Below are 18,890 nucleotides of genomic sequence, written 5' to 3' on the forward strand. Positions count from 1 at the left end.
CGACTTCAGCCCGACCGTGCGGCCAACCGAGTGACCAGCAGACGAGTGGTGTTACCGAGCGCCCACGGGCGGCTGTCCGGAAGCCGGCCCGGATGCCCCGCGAACGCCGCGGCAGGCTAGCCCGTTCAGCTCAATCCCTCGGCGTCTCCACTGTGGACATCGCAGGTCAGCGCCGTCACCGGGTCGTGGTGACCTGATTCGCAGCCGAGTACCACGTGCCCGGATTAGGGTTGTTCCTCTCGTACGGCGCCACGACGAAGGAGCTTCAGCCATGACGGAACTACGGCCGCGGCGTTCGGTGCTGTACATGCCCGGCGCGAACGAGCGCGCCCTGGAGAAGGCGAAGACGCTGCCCGCCGACGCGTTGGTCCTCGACCTGGAAGACGCCGTCGCACCCGACGCGAAGGAAGCCGCGCGCGAACGCGTGTGCGCCGCAGTAGGCACGTACGGGTCGCGCGAGGTGACCATCCGCGTCAACGGCCTGGACACCGAGTGGCACGACGCAGACCTGCGCGCAGCAGCCGCCGCCGGCCCCGCCGCGGTCGTGGTGCCGAAGGTGAACTCCGCCGCCGAAGTCCACAACATCGAACGCGCGTTGGAACTGAGCGGCGCCCCTGAGCACACGAAGATCTGGGCGATGGTCGAAACCCCGGTCGCCATGCTGCACGCCGAGGAGATCGCCACCGCCTCGGATCGCCTGACAGTATTGGTGATGGGCACGAACGACCTGGCGAAGGAACTCCACGCGGAATTCGTCCCCGGCCGCGCACCACTGCTGGGCGGACTGTCATTGTGCCTGCTGGCCGCCCGCGCGGCGGGCAAGGTGATCCTCGACGGCGTGTACAACGACGTGAAAGATGATGCCGGTTTCGCAGCGGAATGCTTGCAGGGGCGGCAATTCGGGTTCGACGGAAAGACACTGATCCACCCGTCCCAAGTGGAACCGAGCAACCGGATCTTCGCCCCGTCGGCCGCGGAGATCACCCACGCCCGCCGGGTGATCGCCGCCTTCACCGAAGCCGAGGCCGAAGGCCGCGGCGTGGCGATCGTGGACGGGCGGATGATCGAGAACCTGCACGTGGACAACGCCCGGCGAGTACTGGCCCTGGCAGCGGCGGTGGGGACGGCGTAGGCCGGTTCGGCGCCGGTGTCGACGCGCCACCGAAAGGTGTGGCAGCCGCTCAGGAAGTGCGGATCGAGGAATTCACCTCGATCCGTTCGGCGACCGTCGACCTCGGCAGGCTGAACATCCTGGTGGGCGCCAACGGTTTCGGCAAGAGCAACTTCGTCCAGGCATTCGAGCTGTTGGGTCGGATCGTGAGCGGCGAACTCTGGCTCTTCACGGGGCTCGCGAAGTCACCTGCTACCGGGGCGAGGGGAACGAAACGCCGTTCAACGAGGTGCCAGGAATCGGCCACCGGCAACCTCGCCGCTTGTCTGCTCCGGCTGAAGGAAAGCGACGAGCCCCGCGAGCGGGCTCGCCTACCGGCGAATCGTCGGGGCCATCAAGACTGGTGGCCCCGTTCTTCCGGGACTTCATCCTCGTGCCGGAGAAAAGCGACCGCGTCCGGCTCCGCCGGCAACAGCAGGATTCGGACCGCATTTTCTCGGCCAACCAGATGTCCGACGGGACCCTCCGCTTCGTCTGCCTGGCGACCTTGCTGTTGCAACCCGAACTCCCCGCGCTCGTCGTGCTGGAACTCGGCCCGCACCCCGTTCGCGATCGTGCAACTGGCGGGGGCTGCTCCGGCAAGCCGCGGTGCGCAGCCAGGTACCGGTCGACACGCAATCGGTCACCCTGATGAACCAGTTCGAGGTCGACGAGCTGATCGTGGTCGAGCGCAAAGCAGGCGCGTCCGAGTTCACCAGGCCGGACCACGACTCGCTCAGCGCCTGGCTGGCGGAGTACTCGCTCGGGGAGCTGCGGGTGAAGTACCTGCTCGGCGGTCGCCCGGTTCGTGAGGACGCCGGCCGCGCATGAAATACCGGCGGTTGCACCTGCGTGTGGAAGGTCAGACCGAGGAAATCGTGGTCAGCACCGTCCTCGACTTCAGGCTTCTGCTCCGCAACACCGACCTCGGCAAACTGCGCTCGTCGATCTCCGAAGTCGCCGACGAACTGGCTGTGCTCAGCGGGAATCCGTTGCGGTGAACCGCCGTCCCGGCTCACCCGGCACGTACTCAACGCTCGCTGCTGTCCGGCCCCGATGCACCTTGACCGTCCAGCTTCTCGCCACGCCTTGATCACAAATTCTGGCGAAGCTGTCACCGATTGCGGACACCCGTGATACCGTCCGTGTCGTTCGTCGAGAAGGCTGGGGAGGGCTTTCATGACTGATGACGCCGTCGAGCGCGTCCGGCACCTGCCCGCGGATATGCAGGGTCCATTGGTACCGGGATACAAATATGTCCGGGACAAGACACCGGAGCAGGCGGCGCAGGAAGCCGCCGACGCCCAGGCGAAAGCCAACGAGGGCATGGCCAGCGGCGGTGGCGGATATCGGCTGACCCCGGAACTGCTCACAGAGCTCGTCACCGAGATCGACGACATCCTCGCCTGGATCAGGACCGATGTCAGACGACACGCAGAGCAACTCGTCTCGTTCAAGCCGATGGGCGATGAAGTCGCCAGCATCGCCTACGTGGAGGACGCCAACGCAGCCGGCCGGTCCTACAAGAACTTCCTCGACTCCTTCGTTGCCGAGTTGACGCGCCAGAGGGACGCCTTTCACCAGGCCCTGGATACTTACCAGAAGCAAGAAGCCCGGGCCGCCGACCACCTGAAAGGCCTCCGACCCCACGATGACTAACCGTCACACCGTCACAGCCAGTCTCGCCGCAGCCACCGTCCTCCTGCTGACCGGGTGCGCGAGCGAGGCCGGTAACGCCGCCCCAGCGTCTCCAGCGCCACCGGCCTCCACCGGGCTTCCCTTCGGCGCACCACCGGTACCCGCCCCGCTCGACCCTGCGCCACTGAAAAAGGCACCCTGCGACGCGATGACCGCGGACCAGGTCGCCAGCCTGGGCGCACCACTCAAGACCGCGAGGTCAAAGCCCGCGGACCCGACCGGACCCGCCTGCAGCTGGATCTTTGACTACGAAGACATCGTCTCGGCAGTAAGTGGAGCAGTGTTCACCGGGGACCCCACCCACGGCGGAATCAGCGGACTTTACGGCCAGAAACAGTTCAACGGGCTGACCCGGTTCGAGCCGTTCTCCGCCAACGGCTACCCAGGCGTGATCTACGATGTGGGAACCAACTCCCTGCGAGGAAGCTGCGCCCTGGCAGTCGGTCTCCGCGACGACCTCACCTACACCATCAGCGTGGCTCTCGACGGGCTCAAGCACCCTTTCGCCGAAGGCTGCGAACTGGGCAAAAAGGTCGCCGGATACGTCGTCCAGTATCTCCAGAAAGGAGGCCGCTGATGCCCGACGGCTACACCGGAGCGGACGTCTACACCCGGATGCATCGTTACGGCGGTAACACCGCTTCCCTCGACGTCGGGCAGCAGGCGGCCGACGCACTCAAAGCGGCCCACGAAACCCTGATGACCAGGATCGCCCGCCTGCAAGGCAAGATGGACGCCTCCTGGGAAGGTGACGCCGCAGGCAAAGCTCGGGCCGGGTTGACTCCGCTGCTGGAAACCTCTCAGCAGGCGTCCGAAGATCTCGGGCGCAGCGCCCAGTCGCTTACCGCGCAGAACGGCGGATTCCACGGCACGCTGAACAAGCTCGCGCCGATGGACACCAATCGTCCCGACACCAACGATCTGGCGAGCTACAACCCGTTTCACGCAAGCGATTCGGAAAAAGCCGCAGCGCGGTGGGATGACGCGGACAGGAACAACAAGGAAGCCTATGGGGCTTACGTCGCCACCACCAATGGAAACCGCAGTTCCTCGGCCAAGGACTATCCGGTTCTGAACGCCGCGCCGGCGGGGCTCTCCGTCGGCCCCACCCCGAGTGGCAAAGGAGCGCCGGGGGGTATCGGCGGAACTGGCGGCAGCGGCGGACACCGCGTGGGCCGCCACGGCGGCGGGTACTCGCCCAACGCGGGCAGCATCGGCAACACCGGCCAGGTCGGCAGTTCGGCGCCGCCGCCTGTCGTCGACTCCGTTCCCGGTAGTGGGAATTCTCCTGCGCAGCACGCCACGGCACCGGATTCCACGACGATGGCCGGGTACACACCCAAAGCGCCGGTCAGCAATGCGCCCGGGTTCGGTACCGGGTTGCTGCCGACGTTCGGTCCGAACAGCAGCGGCACGGATCCGGTGGTTGGCGGCGGCTTCGGCGGCCCAGGAGGCAGTTTCGGCACTCCGGGCAGTGGGTTCGGCGCGCCGGGCAGCGGTGGGGAAAGCAGTGTCGGCGGGCGGACCGGCGCCGGAGGCAGCGCTGGTGCGCGCAGCGGAGCCGGCGGCGGGCGGCAGCTCGGCGCCGGAGCGGGAACGGGTACGGGAACCCCGGCCGGCGGCCAGAGCGCCGCACGCGCTGGCGGTGTCGCAGGAGGGCCTGGCGCCAAGGGTTCGCCGGGCATGGGCGGCATGGGTGCCGGAGCGGGGAAGGGCAAGAGCACCGAGGACGAGGAGCACCAGCGGAAGGTGACTTACCTCGACGAAGATGTCGACGAGCTGTTCGGTGGCTATCCCGACGGTATGCGTCCCACCCCACCCACCATCGGAGCATGACACCTTGCTTCGATCTCCCCTGCGGTTTTCCCGCGCCGGTTACCAGAATCTGGTCCGCCGTCTCGACCGTACAGACCCGCACCCGACCCTGATCGGCGGGGAAAAGTGGTACCCGGCGGAAGAACAGGTCCGGCAGGACTCGAATGCGGACGCCGAACTGGCCGCCGCGGGCTGGCCGGCCCGCGACTTCTCCGAGGTCATCGGTCTCCTGCAACGGCCTTCCGTCGACCGCTATTGCTGGGCCCGGATCAACGGCCGCGACCTGACTTTGCAAGCCGCGTCGGCCGGGCGCGACGCGGTCCTCGCCATCGCCGACCACGACACGATCACCCTTTTCCCCAGCTCCGCGGAAGCAGCTGCCCGGGATCTGGTGGCCGCGCTACCGGACACCCCGCCGGCAGCGAACCTGCATTCGCTGTCCTGCTCGGAAGCCGATTACCGCGCGGCGCTCTCCGGCAATCCGCCGGCGACCCGCACGAACAGCGCCCGCGACGCACGTCGCGCCGTCGAGTGGATGCAGGCTCCCCGGGTCCACACCGGACGGCTGTACGTCGCGATCCGCCGTGGTACCGAACGGATCCGCAATGAACACCCGCCCTACTGGATCGACACCGAACAAGGCCGGTTCACCGCAGCGGTCACCAACGGCTGGCTCAGCATCGGCCGAGCCCGAATCGACGACCTCACCCGGATGCTGCACACCATCGAAGCCGGCCTACGCACCTGACCACTCTCCGCCGGCAACGGGCCATGAGGATTCACGCGCAAGCACTGCGGAAACGGTAACGAACCCGGCGAGTCCCAGTGAAAACGTGACGTTGTTCAGCCCAGCGCGGTCAGCAGATCCTGCCAAAGATCCTCGGGATCCTCCAGCCCGACCGAGAACCGGATGAGCCCCGGCGGCACCCGGTCCTCGCCCGGCAGCCAGGCACGCCGCTCGATCAGGCTTTCCACCCCGCCGAGGCTTGTCGCCGGGCGAATCAGCCGCACAGCCGCGCACACCCGGTCCGCAGCGTCCGCGTCCGGCAACTCGAATGCCACCATCATCCCGAAACCCGGGTAGCGAACCTTCGTTATATGGGGATGTTCCGACAATCGCGAAGCCAGCAGCTCCGCGGTACGCGTTTGTTCTGCCAATCGCACCGGCAACGTACGCAACCCGCGCAACGCGAGCCACGCTTCGAGTGCGCCAGGAGTGGAACCGAGCCGCGTACGCGCCTCGCGCAGGTCACGCCCCGCTGCCTCGTCGCGCGCGACTGCGACGCCGAGTAGAAGATCGCTGTGTCCGCCGATCAGCTTCGTCGCGCTGTGCACCACGATGTCCGCACCCAGTGACAACGGCTGCTGGTGCAACGGCGTCGCGAAGGTGTTGTCGACGACGACACGGCCTCGCGTACCCCGCGCAATGGTCTCGATCTCCATCACGTCGAGCGTCGGGTTGGTCGGTGACTCAAGCCAGAGAAGGTCGGCGTCACAGCCAAGCCACGCCTGTGTGTCCGTGGGCTCCAGCTCGGTGACGGTCAGCCGCCCAAGCTGCTGCGCGTGCTGAAGCGCGCCACGCGTGACGGCGTAGCTGAACGTCGGCACCGCGACTGTGGACCCGACCGGCAACGAGTCCAGGACAGCGGACAACGTCGCGACGCCCGATCCGTACGCCGTCGCGTAGCCGCCTTCGAGCGACCCGACGACTTCTTCGAACGCAGCCCAGGTATCCGTCCCGTCCGAGCGCGCGTACACCGAGTCCCCACCGGCTTCGTACGTGCTCGTGGCCACGATCGGCGTGTTGAGCGGCTCACCGGGACCGTGCGGCCGCCCCGCCACAATCGCCCGTGTACGCGGAGTCCAGTCGTCCATGCAGACACGGTAACCAGGTGCTTGTCCGGTCGCAGCGACGAAAGTCACCGAGCAGCATGTCAGTGCGCGTACACCGGAGTAACGGAGTCCCCGCGGTGGGCGGGGTACTCCACCACCTGCTGGAAGGTCGGCCGGTTCTGGGTGCTGATCTTGCCGTGCGCGATGCCGCCGAGCGGCCGCTGGATCACCGTGTCCGCGCACCACTGGTCACCGGCCGAGCAATCGCTGTCACCCGGGTACACGGCGTTCGCGGGCTGAGCCGCGGCCTGCGTGAGCGAATCGACGAGCGCGGTGCGGCAAGCGCCGAGGTCGCCGCCCCCGCAGAACTTCGCGCCCAGCGGCCCTGCCACCGGCTGCCCGAGCACCGTACGCAGGTCCTTGCTCACGTACCCCCACCAGCCGTGCTGGTAGGAGGAACCCTGGTGCGGCTGGCCGACGTGCTTGCCCGGCACCTCGTTCTGGAATCCGGACGGGCTTTCGTTGATCTGCAGCACATTCGTCATCGCGGTGAACGCGGCGTCGCCCATCGCCGGTTTGAACTCCGCGCTGACCAGCAGCGGCCACCAGGCGTCCATGATCCGGATCGCGTCCGCGTCGTTGTATCTCTTGCTGCCCCGAGCCGATTCCACGCGCTGGTGCCCGTGCTCCAGCCAGGTTTTCAGCTTCGCTTCGGCATCCGCGGCCGCGCCGGTGAGCGGGGCCTTGTCCAAGATCTGCACCAGCAACGGCAGGATCCTCTCGGCACGCAGGTCGGCGAGCGCGGCATCCGCCATGGCCTGCGTCAGGTTCACCCGGGTCACCTTGGTGCCGCTGGAGATCAGCGCCTTGACCCGGGCATCGAGCAGATCCGCACGGTGGACGGTGGACTTGTCCGCGCCCCCGGAGGCGTACTCGTCGGCCTGTGCGTTGTTCCAGCTGACGTAGTAGTCCTGGTTCACCGACTGCGGATGCTGCGCCGCCGGCGTGTAGTCCGCCTTGTTCCCGGCAGGGTTCCAGCCCTGCCAGTCGAAGCCGCGATCGCCCCAGGCCGGCATCATCGGGTCGGCCTTCGGGCTGCGCACCGGGTTCGCACCCGAGTTGAAGTACGCGACGTCCTCCGAGTCGGCGTAGAACCAGTTGAAGGTGAAGTTGACGTCTCCGGCGGCCTTCTGGAAGTCCGCGGCGGAGTGGACGAAGTCCGGGTCGTTGAACTCCTGGAACCCGATCAGCGAGTCCGCCTCGTGGAAGTACGAGGAGCGCGACGACGAGTAGGCCACCGGTTTCCCGCCGACCGTGGCCCGCGCGGTGACCGGGCCGTACTTCGTGCGGTAGCTACGCAGCGTGTACGAACCGGCGGCCGTGCCGTCGGCCACCGTCGGCGTCCAGGAATCCTTGCGCTCCACCGTGTCCATCGGGACGCACTTGCCCTGGTACAGGTAGTAGTTCGAGTCCTTTGTGGCCGGTTGACCACTCGGCTCGCACAGCGGCAACGCGAACGTGTCGGTGATGTCCTGCGCCGAGGTTGTCGCGCTCCACGAGTAGTCCTGGCCACGACCGAGCAGCACATACAGGCTCAGCCCGGCGAACGAAGCGCCGCGCGCGCTGATCCCTGGCCCCTGCAACTCCTGCAGCATCAGCAGCTGCGGCGCGAAATACCCGGTCTGCGGACCGAACACGGCCACCGGGTGCCCGCTGGCGGTCTTCGAACCCGACACCACGAGCGCGTTGGACATGCCGTGCTTGTCCTTGAGCATGTTCCCCGGCAGCACGCCGTTGTCGAACATCCCGCGCGCGGCTTCCTGCCCCTTCTGCGCGGGCACGGCCACCTTCGCGGGAGTCGAGCCGGCCGCGGAACCGGTCCGGTCGTACACGAGCTGCTGGTCGGTCACCGAGCCCGGATCCGGCATCGCCAAGCCCTGCGGATGCGCCGGAGTGTTGCCATACGGGAACTTCTGCCCGTCGTGCAGGGTCTTCACGGCCTCCGGGTCGCTCTCCGCGCGCAGGCTCTGCCAGACTTTCTCACCTTGCTCCGCGCCGTACTTCTCCTGCAGCGCCAGCTTCGCGACCGCGTTCTGCACCTCGCCACCGCCACCGGCGCCGAACTGCGCGCCGACCACCGAGGCGAGCACCACGAGGTCGGTCAGCTTGAATGGCTCGATGGTGCCCGCGTTGGTGATCGCGTCCACGTGTCCGGTCAGCACGTACTCGCCGGGGAAATACCGGCCGTTGTGGGAATCGGTGATGTACTTGTTGATCCCGTCGAGGTAGGCCTGCGCGTCGGAGAGCCCCTGCTTACCGCGCGAGCCTCTCGCGGCGACCGCGTCGATCTGCTGCTGCAGCTCGTCTTCGGTGTACGGCGCAGCGACGAAGAAGGACTGCTCCAGCTCGCGGTTCGCGGGTGCCCCACCGGCGTAGGAAGTCAGCTGGCCGCGGCCGACCCGGCGCATGATGTCCATCAGCCACAACCGGTCCTGCCCGGCGGCGTACCCGGCGCCGAACTCCGTGCCCGCACGCGTCGTGCCCTGGATGTGCGGCACGCCAGTCGCCTTGTCCCGGGTGATCGTGACGTCGGCACGTGGTTTGAGCGTGCTCGCCACCTGGTCGGCCGCCACACCGAAGGACGAGTCGTTGAAGAACTTGCCGATCGTGGCCGTGGTCAGCTTCTTGTACCCACCGGCCAAATCGGCGTACTTGCGGAGCTGGTCGTCAGCGTGCGCGGGCTGGGTGCCGAACACCTTGTTGGCCAGGATCTCGGCGACTGTCGCACTGCCGTTTTCGCCTGGCGGCAGGATGTCGTTGCACTGTCCGGCGCAGTAGTCGTTGCCGGGCACTGCGGCCACGGCCGGGGTAACGGCCTGCGTCAGGCCGGTGACCAGCATCGCAAGCACCGGCACGGTCAGGAAACGGATGCGTAGTCGCATGCCTGGTGCTCCCGTCCACAGTGATTTCCCCAGAGGAACCCAGCGCACGCTACTTGCCGGTAGAGCATGCGTGAAGGCTTTTCGCGTTTCTCCCGCCGTTGAGCGTAGTCCGATCGGCGCAGTCGGGACTCCGTCGGTACGGTGAGCCCATGACCTTGCAAAAGCCCGAAATCGACCGCCCGGACGGGCCACCGCCGGCCGACCTCGTGATCACCGACCTGACCGTCGGGAACGGCGCCGAAGCCGTCCCGGGCAACAACGTCTCGGTGCACTACGTCGGAGTCTCGCATTCGACCGGCGCACAGTTCGACGCGTCCTACGACCGGGGCGCGCCGCTGGAGTTCGAACTGGGTTCCGGCCAGGTCATCCCCGGCTGGGACCGGGGCGTGACCGGGATGAAGATCGGCGGCCGCCGCAAGCTGGTCATCCCGCCGCACCTCGCCTACGGCGAACGCGGCGCGGGTGGCGTGATCAAGCCCAACGAGACGCTGATCTTCGTCGTCGACCTGGTCGACGCGAGCTGAACCACGACGAACAGGCAGCAAGGGTGACCGTAGGGGCACCCTTGCTGTTGCCCACGTTCGGAGTAATTGGTTCCCCTGTCACCCTCTGAGGCACATCACGTTCATTTCCCCTCGGAGAGTTCTTGATGCGCATTCGCGCCGCAGTTTATGCTGCCGTTCTCACCGTCGGCTTCGCAGTGATCTCTGCCATGCCGGCCTATGCAGTCGCCAACGGCGAAGACGTTCCGCAAGGAAAGTTCGCCTTCGCCGCAAAACTCACCATGACCGACATCCCGAAGCCGGACGGCAGCAAGTACGACAGCGCCTGTTCCGGCGCGCTGATCGCACCGCAGTGGATCATCACCGCCGGACACTGCTTCCACAATGCGCAGCGCGACCCGGTCTCCGGCCCCGTGCCGTACCCGACCTCGGTACTGCTCGGCACGACCGTGCAAGGGGACGGGCTCGGCGAGACCCGCACCGTGACCGACGTACTCCAGTCAGGCAAGAACGACATCGCGCTCGCGAAGGTGGACAAGCCGGTCACCGACATCACTTCCTTGTCGGTGCGGAGGAAAGCGCCGGCCCTCGGCGAGAAGCTCACGCTGGCCGGCTGGGGCAGCCTCACCGCGACCCACCGGGCCCCGTCGGCCAAACTGCGGCAGGGCCGGATGAAGGTCACCGAGGTCGCCGAGACCACGGTGGCCGTGCAGGGCAGCGCCCCGAAGAACGACACCAGCGCCTGCAGCTACGACTCCGGCGCCCCGTACTTCATTCCGGAGGGCGATGGCGGCAAGCTCGTCTCGATCGAGTCGACCGGCCCGGAGTGCCCGCATACCGAAGCCGAGACCACGGCACGCGCAGACGTGGTAGAGGACTGGATCTGCGAACACATCGCGTGAGGACGTCCACCCGGTCAAGTACCTGAACGGCGCTTTTCCTTCGCTCGACAAGGGAATTTCGCGTCGAGACCAGGCTGGTTAGCGTGGATGGCCGAGCATCGGCACGCCGCCGGTGACCGACGAAGGGACAGAATGCGCGTCCGCGCCGCCATCACCGCAGCAGCTTTCCTGCCCATCCTGACCGCGGGGCCGGCCTTCGCCGTGGCCCACGGGTCCGACGTACCGGCCGGCCAGTACGGCTTCGCCGCCAAAGTGACCATGACCGGCATCCCGAGCCCGAACGGCGGAGCGTACGGGAGCGTCTGCTCGGGCGCTCTCGTTTCGCCGGGATGGATTCTCACCACCGGACACTGCTTCCACGACGCACACCGCAACCGCGTCTCCGGCCCGGTGCCGTACCCGACCACGGTGACCCTCGGCCTCGTCGACGAGCAGAAGGAGAAGGGCGTCACCCGCAAGGTCACCCAGGTGCTGCAGGCCGGGCCGAACGACGTCGCGCTGGCGAAGCTGGACAGCCCGGTCACCGAGGTGACCCCGCTGACCGTGAACAAGCTCGTCCCCGGCACCGGGCAGCAGCTGACCCTGGCCGGCTGGGGCAGCCTCACCGCGACCAAGCCGACCCCGTCGACCAAGCTGCAGCAGGGCACGGTCAAGATCACGACGGTCGGCGCCGCCACGGTCACCGTGCACGGGGTTTCGCCCGCCGCGGACACCAGCGCTTGCGCTTTCGATTCCGGTGCCCCGTACTTCGTGCCGTCCGGCGCGGGCGGGCAGCTGATCTCGATCGAGACCAACGGCCCGGACTGCCCGCACACGAGCACCGAGACGACCTCGCGGGTGGACGTGCTCGCGGACTGGATCGCCGCGAACGCGAAATGAGTACCGTGGTCAGGGACTGCCGACCCGAGGAGCGCCGATGCCCGAGCCGATCCTGACCGCCGTCGCGACCGCACTGGCCACGAAGGCGGCGACCGGACTCTACGAACTGGTCAAACGCAGGTTCTCGAAGGACGAGAAGGCGGTCGCCACCCTGGAGGCGGCGAACCCCGGCAATCCGGCCAGCATCCAGGCCCTCGCCGAGCGCCTGGACACCGAAGGCAGGCAGGACCCGGCCTTCGCCACGGAACTGCGCAGCACGTTCGAGGTCCACCAGTCGGCAGGCGGCACCGCGGTGCACAACCACGTCGGCCAGGTGGCCGAGGGCGCCAAGGTTGTCCAGATGGGTGACGTACACGGCAACGTCAATCTCTGACCGGCACGGAGAGCGCTCAGTAGGATCGCTCTCCGTGCCATCGTTGCCCGTGCCATCCCGCTGGCGGACCGTGCGAACCGAACGCGCCGTCCTGGGCGTGGTGCACAACGTCACCGCCGCCACCCGGCTGCTCGACGTGCTCTCCCTGTTCGCCGGGGACCACCGGCTCCAGTTCGTCTTCACCTGCCCCGGCTCCAGCGCATTCACCGGCGGCACGGCCGAATATCTTGCCGCCCACGGTATCCGGCTGCTGCCCTGGAAAGAGGCCGTGCAGGGCGGATTCGATTGGACGGTGTCCGCCAGTTATGGCGGTGACCTGCACAAACTGCGTGGCCCCTTGACCGTGCTGCCACACGGAATGGGATACAATAAATTCTTGGAAAGCGGGAAAGCGGGAAAGCGGGAAAGCGGGAAAGCGGGAAAGCGGGAAAGCGGGAAAGCGGGGTCTTCGGGCTTTCTCCGCACTGGCTGATGCACGGCGGTTCGGTGGTGCCGGCGCATCTCGTGCTCTCCCACGAGGAGCAGCTCGACCGGCTCCGGCTCAGCTGCCCGTCCGCGGCCGACCGGGCGATCGTGGCGGGCGATCCCTGTCTGGACCGGTTGCGGGCCAGCCTGCCCTTGCGGGAAACGTACCGGCAGATGTTCGGCGTGCACGGCGGGCGGAAGCTGCTGTTCCTCACCTCGACCTGGGGCGCCGATTCGCTGTACGGCACCGATCCGGACCTGCCCGCCCGGCTGGCCGCGCACCTGCCGCTCGACGAATTCGCCATCGTGGTCGCGCTGCACCCCAATATCGAGCAGGGCCACCAGTCGTGGCAGCTGAATCAGTGGCTGTCGCATTGCCGCCGATCCGGGGTCACCGTGCTGCCGCGAGAAGACCTGTGGCAACAAGCCGCGGTGGCCGCGGATGTGACCGTCGGGGACCACGGCTCGGTGACGTTCTACTCCGCGTGCCTGGGTACTCCCGTCCTGCTCGCCAACGCTCCACATGAGACAGTCGACCCGGCATCCCCGATCGCCGCCCTGCTACGGACTGCGCCCCAGCTCACCACCACCGGCTTCGCCGCACAGGTCGCCGATGCAATGGCTTTTCCGGCCGTACTGGACAAAGTCGTCACCCTCGCCACCAGCGCGCCGGGGGAATTCGCCGCCCGCATGGTCGACCTCGGATACCGCACGCTGCGCTTGACTCCGCCGAAACGGACGCCGAGCTTCACCGCGTTCCCCATCGTCCAAGTCCCGCGCCAGGAGCCAGCGGCCCACTGGGTACGCGTCATCGACGACGAAGTGGTCCGGTATGCGGCCGTCGACGACGTGTTTCCGGCGGACGCGCACCTCGTGGTCACCACCGAGGCACCGGATCCGCGTCTCCTGGAACAGGCGAGCGTCATCCTCGGCGGCCCCGCCACCGATCCGGCGCGGTGGATTGCGGCCACCTTGTGTGCCCTCCCAGGCTGCGAATGGGCCGCCTGCCCAGCCGAAACCGGCTGGTGGGCCGGAAATCACGACGGGTTGCTCGTCGGGTTCACCACCCCGGAGCTGCCGCAGGTGGTTCCGTCAGTGCTGCACACTCTCGGTTCGATCCCCGACGAACTCTCGTTCACCGCCGCCGGCGTTCGCCATCAGGTACGGCTGACCGTGCTCATCGATGATCGTCCAGCCGCGCCAGCCACTCCATGAACTCGGCCGCTTCGGCGGTGTATCCCCGCAGCTGGGCGATGTTCAACCCGTCCTCCGCGTAGGCCCGAGCCTGCTCGACGTCGGCCCGCGTGCGCGCGATTTCCGCGAGCCCGCGGTGGGCGGAGATCCGTTCGAGATACGCCTGCTTTTCCTCCGCGACGCGGGCGAACAGTTCCACCGCTACGTCCAGGTCGCCGGCCGCCATCGCGGTCCGCCCTCGCCACAGCAGGATCTTGACCCGATTCGACGGCTCCGACCCCAACACCCGCTCGGCGCTGTCGAGCAACCCCACCGCTTCCGCCGGCGCGACGACCTTTGCCAGGTGCATTTCCGCCACCGCGATCCGGCGCTCGATCCCCAGCCTTTCGGCGACTTTGAGGTTGTGCCGCAACGTTTCTTCCGCTTCCGGCGCACCCACGTCGACGTATGCCAGCCCAAGCCCTTCGACCGCACTGGCTTCCGCGGTCACCGAACCCGCCTCACGCGCCAGCTCGGCCGCTCGGCCGAACTCGGTGTACGCCGTGTCCCAGTCCCGCGCCTGACGCGCCGCAAATCCGCGCTGGGTACGAAGAACCGACTCGGCGACCTTCGATCCCCACACCTGCGCGGCGCGGATACCCAGCTCGTTCACCGCGATCATTTCGCTGGTCCGCCCACCGGCCTGATGCACCGGCCACAACGCCAGCGCAAGCCGGCAAACGTCCTCGGGTTCGGCGTTTTCCATGGCCGCGACCAGATTCCCGCGCTCCACACGCAGCCAGCCACGGGCGGCTTCCGCGCTGCGCCCGTCCACTGGGAACCCCGGCCAAAGCGCCTTGTTCCATCCTCGCGCCCCGACCCGCTCGGCGACCGCCAGCCCGGTCGCCGCGTAGTACGCGACCAGCGTTTCCCGGAGTCCGCCTGCTTTTTTGGCCGCGTGCAACCGGGTCAGCCCGGTCATCCGGTACCGGCCACCGCCGGTGGGCTCGATCAGGTTGGCCCGGCGCAGCTGCCGGAGCGCGTCCTGGACGTCGTCGAGGTCCAGGCTCAGGACCGCCATCAGGGTTTCCGGCGCGAGGTCACCGTCGCCGGGATGCGCGCCGAATGCCCGATAGCAGGCTTGCGAGCCCTCGACCAGCCGGTCGTAGGCGACGTCGAACACCGCGCTGGCGAGCCCGCCTTTGCGTTTGATCCGGCCGATCAGGTACTCGATCGACCATTCGGTGGCTTCCGCGAGCATGGCGCCGGCGACCGTCAGCTCCGCCGCCGAACCCCCGCAGATTTCCAGCAGCGCGGCCAGCCGCCCAGGCTCCTCCGTGAGCCGCTCCGCGCCCGCCAGCTCGGTGAGCACCCCGAGCGCCGCTTCGTCGGTCAACGGATCCAGCCGCACGTCACGCGCGGAATGCCGGCGCCGCAACTCCGCCAGCCCACCCGCCTCGACGACCAGCACCATCGACCCGGCCCCCGTCGGCATCACCGCCCGGACCTGCGCGGCGCTCGTGGCGTCGTCGAGCAGCAGCGCGATTTTCTTGTCCCCGCTCCAGCGCTGCCACATCGCCGACCGCGCCTCGAGACTGGCCGGCAGCTGCTCAGCCTTGTGCCCACTCAGCTCCAAAAGCTCGGCGAGCACATCGGTGACCGCCCGCCGCCCCATCCGCACCGAAAAACATCCGTCGGGGAACCGCTCCCGGTTGCGATACGCCCAGCACTGCCCGAGCGTGCTGCGCCCACTGCCCGGCGCCCCGAGCACGATCGCCACCGCGACCCCGTCCGCGAATTCGTCGTGAATCCGCCCCAACTCACCCAGCTGGACCTCGTTGTTCCGATAATGCCGCGGCGGCTCCAGCACCCGAGCCGGCGCCACCACCGGCCCGGCGGGCGGATGGAAGTGCACACCGCCGTAGACATCCCGCCCTTGGAAGACGGTATGCGCTGTGCCGTCGAAGAAGTTGCCGTCGCTCATGCTCCCCCGCCCTGGACGTCCGTGGGCTCAGAGTACCGGAAAGATCACGATCCGTGCCGGGGTTTGCGGGCGTGCTGATAGCGCGGTGACACGTGCAGCGGGGTGCGTGTCTTCATTCGAATCGTGACCACCCTTCCCCGTGCACCAGCGCGTGATTTTTGACAGCTACGTCTTCCTCTTCACTCAGCTTCAAGACCGCTATACCGTTCCCCGGCCGGCAGATTCGCAATACGCCCTCCATACAGGCGGAGCCGTTGCGTTATCAGCGGCGAGGTAGTGCGGGTCACTCGTGATCTCAACCCCTTTTTGGGAAGTACTCGCGGACGATCCGGTTGAGGTTCTCGGTGCTGCCCCGCTCCAGGGTGAGTACGGGGCGCGGAGAAAGTCGGCAACCCGTGGCCGCGTCATTATGCAGTGCGCCGGGACAGACCCCTGACAGATCGCCTCGCGACTCACCGTCCCAGCGACGCGGGCGACCACGTGCGCAACAACCGGATCACCGTCTCTCGGCACGCTGGCCCACACGTCCACAGCCAGCGACTTCGGGCGTGCCCGCCCGACAACCGCCGCCTCCATGACGAGCCACCTCACCCGGCACCATTGACGCGTCACGACCAACCCGGACCGTAATATCCTTATACGGCAGCGCCTCCACCAGGCCACGGGAGATCTTCTCCCGATCAACCAAAGTCAACATCCGGCGCACGATGAGACCATCCTTACCCACCGAACCCAAGACCACATGCTACTACGGGCCGACAAGTCGACTGACGATGCGTCGTGGAACAGCGAAGCCTTCACATCTGTTCTCAGATTGTAGATTGTTGGTCCACCTGACAAGTCGCCTCAACTTTTCGAAATTCTTCTGATACCCGAAAATTCTGCAGACCACCACCTTGAGGTAACAGTGCAAGGAGTTGCCCGCGCAGGTATCGAGCATTGACTCGCGTGGATACACGGATATGCATGCGAACGGGTGAGATATTCGCATCAACCGGCGCGCCGGTCGGAACCACCTGAACAAGATCGAATCCCCAGCCGACCGCTCGAGCTGATGGCTGCAAAAGCAGGCGAAGCGGGCGGAACAGCAATTTGACCAAGTATTCAAGTGTGCCGAGGATGATCGGAATCAATACGACCAGCACAAGGAGAGCCAAGAACGCCAGCTCAACGAAATCGCCCGTCAAGCCGCCAGATGGCAGCAGCTCACGGGGATTCTTGATAGGTATCCATTGTCTCGTGCCCAACCATCGGACACGACCGACGCTCCAGACACCGCCCTGCGCGTCCTTGAGGATCACGACGACGGTTCCTCCTGGTTCTCCCATACGAATGAATCGAAGAGACCGAGAGCAAGGTCGCAGACATGCTCCCAGTCCCGCCACGACGGTGACGCTATCGACACAACCGCGATTGTTGTACCGTTTGGTTCCGGAATCCAGGCCGTGACCTGCCGGTTGATGAGGTCTGCTCGCGGTCCTGCTTCCTGCCCCGACGGACTGAGCTGCCCGCCCACCCCGTGAGACAAACCCCACGCCCCCACCGCCCCGCGGGGCTCCGGGGGCTCGGCCCCCGGGCAAACACCACGACCGACCAACGGGAAGAGCCCCCGGTCGCGCTAGCGGCTGGGGGCTCGAACACGGTGGGCGAGGAGGGAGTTGAACCCTCACGTCCTTTCGGACACACGGACCTGAACCGTGCGCGTCTGCCATTCCGCCACTCGCCCGAGTGCTTCTCTCTGACAGCCCGCAAAGCGTAGCAGGGTCCGTCAGCCGGTTTCGCCGGGGGTCTGCTGAACCCTTCCTCTCCCGGATAGGATCGGGTGCGGAAGCACACGTGTGAGGAGGTCAGTCCCGGTGGGCCGCGTTGAGCGTTTCGACAGACGACTCGAGAAGCTGGTCGGGAACACCTTCGCGCGCATGTTCGGTGGCAGTGTCGTCACCCAGGAAGTAGCGGCGGCACTCGAGCGGGAAGGCGAGGAAAACGTACGTGAGCTGGCAGGCGGTCGGCAGCTCGCCCCGAATCACTACATCGTGTCGTTGGGGTCGTCTGATCACGAGCGCATGGCCGGAGACGAACAACGGGTCACCGGAGTTCTCGCCAGAGCCGTCGCGGAACACCTCGCCGCGCAGGGCTGGGACACCTATGGTGACGTCGTCGTATCACTCGAGCGCAACGAGGCGCTGCATACTGGACAGTTCAAGACCCGTTCGTCCGTCGATCCCGACGCCCGCGCCAGCGCGGACGGTGGCTCGTCACGGTCGGCACGACCCAGCAACGCAGGAGACCCAGCAATGAGCCAGCCCCCCGGATACGGCCAATACGACCAGGGTGACCAGTACGGCCAGCAGGGCCAGTACGGATACGGACAGCAGGGTGGCCAGCAGCCCGGGTACGACCAGGGCTATGGCCAGCAGGGTGGCTACGACCAGGGTTACGGTCAGCAGCCCCCGCAGCAGGGCGGGTACGACCAGTACGGCCAGCCCCAGCAGGGGGGCTATGCCCCTCCGCCGGGCGGCGACCCGTACGGCCAGCAGGGTGGTTACGACCAGGGCTACGGCCAGCCTCCCCAGCAGGGCGGGTACGACCAGTACGGCCAGCCCCAGCAGGGGGGCTACGACCAGGGCGGCTACGCACCGCAGCAGGGTGGCTACGGCACCCCGCCGGGCGGTCAGCCCGCGTACGACCAGGGCTACGGTCAGCCCCCGCAGCAGGGTGGTTACGACCAGTACGGCCAGACCCAGCAAGCGGGCTACGCTCCTCCGCCGGGCGGTGACCCGTACGGCCAGCAGGGTGGTTATGGCCAGCCGCCGGCCCCCGCCGGCCGCCCGGTCGCGGCGAGCCTGCAGCTCGACGACGGCTCCAACCGCACCTACTCGCTCAAGCAGGGCGGCAACGTGGTCGGCCGGGGCCAGGACGCCGACTTCCGGCTGCCCGACACCGGGGTCTCCCGCAGGCACCTGGAGATCACCTGGGACGGCCAGAGCGCCACACTCGCCGACATCGGCTCGACCAACGGCACCACGGTGAACGGCACCCCGGTGCAGACCTGGCAACTCGCCGACGGCGACGTCATCCGGGTGGGTCACTCGTCCCTGGTGTTCCGAACCCAGGGCTGAGCGCAGCCGGTCGACGGGGTTCCCGCAGAATTGTCGTGCGGGGGATCCGTGGTG

The 18,890-nt window shown here is 67.4% G+C and carries 18 protein-coding genes, 1 tRNA gene and 1 pseudogene; 14 read left to right on the forward strand and 6 right to left on the reverse strand.

Annotation, left to right across the window (positions count from 1 at the left end; translation table 11 throughout):
* Window positions 1-271: 271 nt before the first annotated feature.
* The 7 genes from D5S19_RS02870 (at window position 272) to D5S19_RS02895 (ending at window position 5,411) form a co-directional block, all read left to right on the forward strand.
* Window positions 272-1,132 (forward strand): HpcH/HpaI aldolase/citrate lyase family protein, encoded by an 861-nt coding sequence (locus D5S19_RS02870; RefSeq protein ID WP_120021758.1) that lies wholly within the window; start codon window positions 272-274, stop codon window positions 1,130-1,132.
* Between the two features lie 669 nt (window positions 1,133-1,801).
* The gene (locus tag D5S19_RS32300; protein WP_199730305.1) at window positions 1,802-1,981 is read left to right on the forward strand and encodes a hypothetical protein; all 180 of its coding nucleotides are present in this window, start codon (window positions 1,802-1,804) and stop codon (window positions 1,979-1,981) included.
* Window positions 1,978-2,151, forward strand: coding sequence for a hypothetical protein (locus D5S19_RS31915; RefSeq protein WP_158605479.1), 174 nt, complete (start codon window positions 1,978-1,980; stop codon window positions 2,149-2,151). The genes D5S19_RS32300 and D5S19_RS31915 overlap by 4 nt, the downstream gene beginning before the upstream one ends.
* Before the next feature lie 178 nt (window positions 2,152-2,329).
* Window positions 2,330-2,809 (forward strand): PE domain-containing protein, encoded by a 480-nt coding sequence (locus D5S19_RS02880; RefSeq protein WP_120021759.1) that lies wholly within the window; start codon window positions 2,330-2,332, stop codon window positions 2,807-2,809.
* Entirely contained in the window at window positions 2,802-3,425 is a 624-nt protein-coding gene (locus D5S19_RS02885) for a DUF3558 domain-containing protein (protein ID WP_120021760.1), read from the forward strand. Before D5S19_RS02880 ends, D5S19_RS02885 begins: the two co-directional genes overlap by 8 nt.
* The gene (locus tag D5S19_RS02890) at window positions 3,425-4,684 is read left to right on the forward strand and encodes a WXG100 family type VII secretion target (protein WP_120021761.1); all 1,260 of its coding nucleotides are present in this window, start codon (window positions 3,425-3,427) and stop codon (window positions 4,682-4,684) included. The genes D5S19_RS02885 and D5S19_RS02890 overlap by 1 nt, the downstream gene beginning before the upstream one ends.
* A 4-nt stretch (window positions 4,685-4,688) precedes the next feature.
* Complete coding sequence (locus D5S19_RS02895) at window positions 4,689-5,411, forward strand: ESX secretion-associated protein EspG (RefSeq protein WP_158605480.1); 723 nt, start codon at window positions 4,689-4,691, stop codon at window positions 5,409-5,411.
* A 95-nt stretch (window positions 5,412-5,506) separates the two neighbouring features.
* Here D5S19_RS02895 and D5S19_RS02900 read toward each other — a convergent pair whose 3' ends face one another.
* Both D5S19_RS02900 and D5S19_RS02905 read right to left on the reverse strand, forming a co-directional pair.
* Window positions 5,507-6,538: a trans-sulfuration enzyme family protein gene (locus D5S19_RS02900; RefSeq protein ID WP_120021763.1), complete on the reverse strand. Its 1,032-nt coding sequence runs from the start codon at window positions 6,536-6,538 to the stop codon at window positions 5,507-5,509.
* A gap of 59 nt (window positions 6,539-6,597) precedes the next feature.
* The gene (locus D5S19_RS02905; protein ID WP_199730306.1) at window positions 6,598-9,438 is read right to left on the reverse strand and encodes a penicillin acylase family protein; all 2,841 of its coding nucleotides are present in this window, start codon (window positions 9,436-9,438) and stop codon (window positions 6,598-6,600) included.
* Window positions 9,439-9,587: 149 nt separating this feature from the next.
* On the opposite strand from D5S19_RS02905, the gene D5S19_RS02910 reads away from it, so the two are divergent.
* The 6 genes from D5S19_RS02910 to D5S19_RS02935 all read left to right on the forward strand — a co-directional run bounded on the left by D5S19_RS02910 (window position 9,588) and on the right by D5S19_RS02935 (window position 13,775).
* Window positions 9,588-9,962 (forward strand): FKBP-type peptidyl-prolyl cis-trans isomerase, encoded by a 375-nt coding sequence (locus tag D5S19_RS02910; RefSeq protein ID WP_120021764.1) that lies wholly within the window; start codon window positions 9,588-9,590, stop codon window positions 9,960-9,962.
* A 125-nt stretch (window positions 9,963-10,087) separates the two neighbouring features.
* Complete coding sequence (locus D5S19_RS02915; RefSeq protein WP_120021765.1) at window positions 10,088-10,843, forward strand: S1 family peptidase; 756 nt, start codon at window positions 10,088-10,090, stop codon at window positions 10,841-10,843.
* A 132-nt stretch (window positions 10,844-10,975) separates the two neighbouring features.
* On the forward strand, window positions 10,976-11,722 hold the full coding sequence (locus D5S19_RS02920; protein ID WP_120021766.1) for a S1 family peptidase: 747 nt from the start codon (window positions 10,976-10,978) through the stop codon (window positions 11,720-11,722).
* Window positions 11,723-11,759: 37 nt separating this feature from the next.
* Entirely contained in the window at window positions 11,760-12,095 is a 336-nt protein-coding gene (locus tag D5S19_RS02925; RefSeq protein WP_120021767.1) for a hypothetical protein, read from the forward strand.
* 34 nt (window positions 12,096-12,129) lie between these two features.
* Window positions 12,130-12,567 (forward strand): hypothetical protein, encoded by a 438-nt coding sequence (locus tag D5S19_RS02930; RefSeq protein ID WP_147397313.1) that lies wholly within the window; start codon window positions 12,130-12,132, stop codon window positions 12,565-12,567.
* A complete protein-coding gene (locus tag D5S19_RS02935; RefSeq protein WP_120021769.1) occupies window positions 12,567-13,775 on the forward strand; it encodes a hypothetical protein in 1,209 nt (402 codons plus the stop codon). The genes D5S19_RS02930 and D5S19_RS02935 overlap by 1 nt, the downstream gene beginning before the upstream one ends.
* Here the strand turns inward: D5S19_RS02935 and D5S19_RS02940 are convergent.
* The 4 genes and pseudogenes from D5S19_RS02940 to D5S19_RS02945 all read right to left on the reverse strand — a co-directional run bounded on the left by D5S19_RS02940 (window position 13,738) and on the right by D5S19_RS02945 (window position 17,443).
* Window positions 13,738-15,717, reverse strand: coding sequence for a hypothetical protein (locus D5S19_RS02940; protein ID WP_120021770.1), 1,980 nt, complete (start codon window positions 15,715-15,717; stop codon window positions 13,738-13,740). The two genes, D5S19_RS02935 and D5S19_RS02940, sit on opposite strands and share 38 nt — an antisense overlap.
* Window positions 15,718-15,984: 267 nt before the next feature.
* A pseudogene (locus D5S19_RS34295) lies at window positions 15,985-16,089 on the reverse strand (IS30 family transposase); the annotation flags it as partial.
* Window positions 16,090-16,526: 437 nt separating this feature from the next.
* On the reverse strand, window positions 16,527-17,018 hold the full coding sequence (locus D5S19_RS31560) for a hypothetical protein (protein WP_147397314.1): 492 nt from the start codon (window positions 17,016-17,018) through the stop codon (window positions 16,527-16,529).
* A gap of 342 nt (window positions 17,019-17,360) precedes the next feature.
* Window positions 17,361-17,443: transfer RNA gene (locus D5S19_RS02945), tRNA-Leu, on the reverse strand.
* A gap of 130 nt (window positions 17,444-17,573) precedes the next feature.
* On the opposite strand from D5S19_RS02945, the gene D5S19_RS02950 reads away from it, so the two are divergent.
* Complete coding sequence (locus tag D5S19_RS02950; protein ID WP_120021771.1) at window positions 17,574-18,836, forward strand: FhaA domain-containing protein; 1,263 nt, start codon at window positions 17,574-17,576, stop codon at window positions 18,834-18,836.
* Window positions 18,837-18,890: the final 54 nt, after the last annotated feature.

The organism is Amycolatopsis panacis, assembly GCF_003600245.1.
GTDB lineage: Bacteria > Actinomycetota > Actinomycetes > Mycobacteriales > Pseudonocardiaceae > Amycolatopsis > Amycolatopsis sulphurea.